A 4,743-nucleotide genomic window follows, 5' to 3' on the forward strand; every position below is an offset into this window, starting at 1 on the left:
GTTTAAGGGCGATCTTTTCAAACTTTTGATCTACCGTAACCGGGTATCTCACTGATCTTACATTGATATCTTCCATGTTCATATTTTCAAACCGACTAAATAGCCGTCTATGCAGCTATGCCTTTATTCCTATATGCAGGATACCGCCGAGTATCCTGTTTACCTTTATTTCATAGGCGAAAACGCCCTAAAGTATCCCCGGAGGATACGTAAAACCCCCGTAGCGAAGCGTAGGGCAAGCAAAGTAGGGCTCTGCCCAACTTCCGCTTGCTCACTCCGCTTTCGCGACGCGACCGCAGCTTTCTTCCTGATTTGCGAAGCAAATCATTACCGGTGCAGCCAATGGCGGCACCGGATTTATTATATCTGTATATCTGCCTATCCCTATATCGAGACATTTTCCGATATGCAGCTATCGGGATAGCCCGATATACAGATCTACCGATACAAAGTATCGGGCTACACTGCCCAACTGGCAGGCCAGTAAACCTGGCTGCCAAGTTTGGGATGATAGGAAGGTTCATAACGGATATAACCATATTCGTCGAGTTCTTTGATACACTTGTGATATGTTGCAATGGATGCTACCTTGGAAAACGCCATGAGCGTTTTCCGGGTCACGCTAAACGGACTTATAAAACCATTGCGTTGCCAACAGACAAACAAACCCATGAACAGGCTAAGATGGGTTGGTAGTAACCGTTTATCCTTTTCCATTCGCTTAATGAGGCTGGCATAGCCAGCTAGTTCTTTAACAATTTCCTTTTGCAACTTCATTTGCCTTCACCCTCCAGGATCTTGTTGATGTCTTCCAGCTTGTAGTACATGATGCTGCCTACTTTGGTAAAGCGAAGTGTTCCATTAATTCGTAGGTTTTGAAGTGTGCCCGGTGAGATGCCCAATAGTTTCCGCACTTCGACGCTCTTCAGCCATTTCTTAGATTGCCCCTGTCCCGGCTGCATCAGTTGTTTGATCTCCTTCAACAACTCCCCTTTAAACTCCCTTAAATCCTCCTTAGTGATCAATTCGATTGCTGTCATAGTTGATATTTTTGTCGTGAATAATTCTTGCCCAAATTTGGGCAAGCCCTATTTTATTAATTGGGGACTTTAATAGGGTGACCCCCAATTTTTGTTTATTACATCTTGCTTAGTTCGCACCTTGGTGCCCTCCTTTCTTTATTAAACCCGTTCAGCGGAACAATAAAATGCCAGCCACTGAATACAATGATTCAAAAGTGAGGGCTAAAACAGCAAAATGAATGACCATTGGAGTCGTTTGGTCATGAATAAAAAGACAAAAGCCTATTTATTAGGCTTTTGAATGATTTTGAAGAGTTTATCTTTTTCGCTGATGATCGTGTATTTCGGAGGCGGGTTATCCTTATCGGCCGGGAAATAATTCTGGGCGGTGCCAATGGCTATGGGTTTATCACCGTTTAAAAAACTCTTGGCGATCAGCTTATACCATGGACTTGCCGTTTGGCTCTTCACCAGTTTATTGTCGTTCGGCAATTTCAATTCTCTTATTTGATTGATCAAATCAATAAGCACCGGCAGACCGTCCTTGCTGATGACGATCTTTTCACCGGCTTCGTATTTAGCAGCTTCTTTCACCAGGCTTTCTAACTCCTTGATCCTTGCCTCTAACTGGTCGATCAATCTATTTTTATCGCTGATGACCGATTCCAAAGGTTGTGTTTTATGCCACTGATCGATACTTTTAAGGAATGTCAGGAATACTTCCAGCTTAGCTGTAAAAATCAATCCTTTGGCATAGGCGCTACCAGATGGCTTAAGGCCTTTATAGTATTTGATCCTGTTTCTTATGATATCATAAACATGATCGAAAAACGCTTCTTCTTGCCCCGCGCTCCCTTCCAGGTAGTGATTTAATTGGTAACTGTAAAAAGGGGCATATTCATCTTCCCTGATTTTATAGATCTTATCCACAAAGAAATTTAAACCGAAAATCCTGTCTGTAAATATCGGCCAGCCGATATCGTAACGGTGAGGATATAGCTCAAAACGGCCACGGAATTTGAAATAGCTGTCTGAAGTCATAAGATCATAATATGCCTTAATAAACGATATATTATAGCTTTAGTTTATCTGATTTAAAAAGAGAAATTATTCTTGGCATCAATTATAAGTGGTTTGAGGCATGTTACGGACTCCTTGTTTTTGAAAATTGAATCTTGCCCCATGTCTTGAAGAGCCGAAAAAGTGGAATTACACCATCCAAAGTCGGTTTAATGACTGGTCCCCCAAGAATACAAGTATGTACCATCCGTTAAAGCGGCTAATAAATCTCTTTGCACTGAAAGCGCCTCATAATTGAGGCGCCTTCATAAAGTTAAAGGTGGGCAAAGGGCGGCCAGCAACCTTAGGATTATTGACTGTTGGTGGTGAATGAAATATTTTCTACATGTTCTCCTACAAAGAAGCCTGCCATATCGGATGTTTTATACCATCCCGGCTTACCAGGCATGTGATCGCTGATTACTTTCCCGTTGATCATGAGGTTGACAAAACAGATGTTTTTTACTTTATGCTGATCATCGTACCCCGCAATAATCGATGTCAACGCATTGTTACCATTATAGCTGATGTTTTTAAATACCACATTCTCGATTCCTCGTCCCGGCGAGGTGCAGTATTTCTTATTGAAAAAGACGCGTAAATTCACGAGTTGTCCATGCCGGAAATCTTCTATCCGGATATTCTCAAAGTGCACATTTCGGATGAGGTTACTGTCTCCTGCATTTAGGCTTAAACAGCCCTGGTAATCATATTGCACTTCCATATGATCAAGAATATCAATATTTATATAGTTGAGTTGCTCCAGAACGTCCGGATTGGGCGTGTTGCCGTGAGTTCCTACCAGGATAGGATGAGCGACGTCAGCCCATAACGTTGAATTTTGCATAGTAACATTTCTGCAGCCTCCGGTAAATTCACCACGGGTACCATACACGGTAGTACAATCGTCAGAGGTTCGATTAAATACGCCATCAAACAATATATTATTGCTGGATACCACGTTCATGCCATCGCCCCATTTATAGTAGCTGATTGCCTTTACGTTTCGGATAATCACATTTTCCGAGCCCCCGGTAAAACATTGTGAGCAAATAACTCCGTCAATCATCACATTTTTAGAAAAGGCTATTCTTACACCTCTGGACGGCGCTTGCTCGATGATCCCTCTTCCTAAAACCTTCACATCTGATGCATGCTGAATCAAAATCCGTCCTTTCAAAATCGCCCCTCCGGCCAGATAAACGATTTTTCCGGAGGTGACCATTAATTCTCCGCCTGGAACTTCGTGAATCCCAGGGCCATAATAAATTACGTTAGGATCCTTCGGGTCGGGAACGAAGTCTTCCACGCAATTCGCAAACAATTGCAAATTATGAAAGATATCACCGTTCACTTCAATCGATAGATTTGCAGGCTTTGATAGTTTGAAAAAGATCGTGTGCCCTTTTAATTGATGTTTAATATCATAAGACAACGGTCTTACTTTTGCCGCATTAACAGGTCCTTTGTTATAGGTAACTGATACTTCTACCTCACCAGCAAAGTCAAAATATGCCAGGGAGGAATTTTGCTCCTGGTGGGTCGTGCTAACAACCCGGTCAACTTTGATAAGATATTCGGGAAGGTCCTGCCATTTTCCACCTGGTTGACGGACTTGAACGATGAAATCGTCGTTTTGAACCGCTCCGGTTGGTGCCGGATAAGCTTTAAGCTGATTTTGAATTTTCTCTGCCCGAACTGGAGTGATTATAATAAAAAAGCAAAGTGAAATAATCGGGGAAAGCGAAAGGCGAATTATTCTTTTAATGGTTGTCATGTAAAGTGTATAGCTTTTATACTAACTAAGACGAGTAATTTCTTTCCGGATACTCATGGAATATGTACAGAATCATTCGCATTCTCGATCGTGATCTGTCTATGGGTCAGATCTTGGAAGAATTTGTCTTATTCAGAGCAAAGGAGTAGTCGTCAACCTACCAAACCGGTAGCTCAGTGATATTTCATGGGTGGCATTGTTAAAGCCCCCCAGGTTGGCAGATGAGGTGCCTAACTGGTAGCTGTAACCTACATGAAAGGCATTAATATTTAAAGTAAGAATCCCCGCCATTGTCTTATCGGTACGGTAGTTGATGCCCAGCCCCAATGTCTCTTTTATATACATTGTACCGGATACATCCGCAACAAGCGGCACACCCTTTGCGTAGGCAACCAATGTTGCCGGTTTAAATTTGATATCCTCGTTGATATTGGTCAGCAATGCCCCCGAAAAGTAATAATGGCTCCTGAAATTGGAATTGCTTTGTATAGATGCGGTACCCAAACTGGTTATGGTAAGCTCGGGTGCCGAGATCCCCAGGTAATACCAGCCGGTATAATAGATCACTCCAAATCCAATATTGGGTTTGGTGCCCCTTACATCATTCCTAAAGGTTGGGTCTGAAGAATCCAATGCAGAATAATTGGCTGCATAGCTCCGTACACCCGCATTGAGCGACACGGCTAAATAGCTCTCTGAATTTAACTGGACCCCTTTTGCAAAATAGGCATTTACTTCGGTTTGATGTTCAATGGCCAACTGGTTATTAAATATGATCAATCCTGCTGCACCATCAATCGATTCGATGGGCAGGTTCCCGTTGATGAGGTAGGTTACCGGCGCCCCGTCTATCCCTACCCATTGCTTGCGTGCCAGGGTATGAAT

5 protein-coding genes are annotated in these 4,743 nt (G+C 42.7%); all 5 read right to left on the reverse strand.

Annotated features, from left to right (window positions below; translation table 11 throughout):
- Nucleotides 1-459 precede the first annotated feature (459 nt).
- On the reverse strand, nucleotides 460-777 hold the full coding sequence (locus AC1DPZ_RS22075; RefSeq protein WP_477407499.1) for a P-loop NTPase family protein: 318 nt from the start codon (nucleotides 775-777) through the stop codon (nucleotides 460-462).
- Nucleotides 774-1,040 carry a helix-turn-helix domain-containing protein gene (locus AC1DPZ_RS22080; protein ID WP_477388706.1) on the reverse strand — a complete coding sequence of 89 codons (267 nt, stop codon included), beginning with the start codon at nucleotides 1,038-1,040 and terminating at the stop codon, nucleotides 774-776. Before AC1DPZ_RS22080 ends, AC1DPZ_RS22075 begins: the two co-directional genes overlap by 4 nt.
- 264 nt (nucleotides 1,041-1,304) lie before the next feature.
- A complete protein-coding gene (locus tag AC1DPZ_RS22085) occupies nucleotides 1,305-2,063 on the reverse strand; it encodes a hypothetical protein (RefSeq protein ID WP_477407501.1) in 759 nt (252 codons plus the stop codon).
- A 328-nt stretch (nucleotides 2,064-2,391) separates the two neighbouring features.
- Entirely contained in the window at nucleotides 2,392-3,858 is a 1,467-nt protein-coding gene (locus tag AC1DPZ_RS22090; RefSeq protein WP_477407503.1) for a glycoside hydrolase family protein, read from the reverse strand.
- A 132-nt stretch (nucleotides 3,859-3,990) separates the two neighbouring features.
- A partial coding sequence (locus AC1DPZ_RS22095; protein ID WP_477407505.1) for a PorP/SprF family type IX secretion system membrane protein occupies nucleotides 3,991-4,743 on the reverse strand: 753 nt, incomplete at its 5' end.

The organism is Mucilaginibacter sp. P4_G9, assembly GCF_056400985.1.

Coding starts and splice junctions, on each gene's coding strand:
- AC1DPZ_RS22075 (WP_477407499.1), bottom strand. CDS start 777: ATGAAGTTGCAAAAGGAAATTGTTAAAGAACTAGCTGGCTATGCCAGC.
- AC1DPZ_RS22080 (WP_477388706.1), bottom strand. CDS start 1,040: ATGACAGCAATCGAATTGATCACTAAGGAGGATTTAAGGGAGTTTAAA.
- AC1DPZ_RS22085 (WP_477407501.1), bottom strand. CDS start 2,063: ATGACTTCAGACAGCTATTTCAAATTCCGTGGCCGTTTTGAGCTATAT.
- AC1DPZ_RS22090 (WP_477407503.1), bottom strand. CDS start 3,858: ATGACAACCATTAAAAGAATAATTCGCCTTTCGCTTTCCCCGATTATT.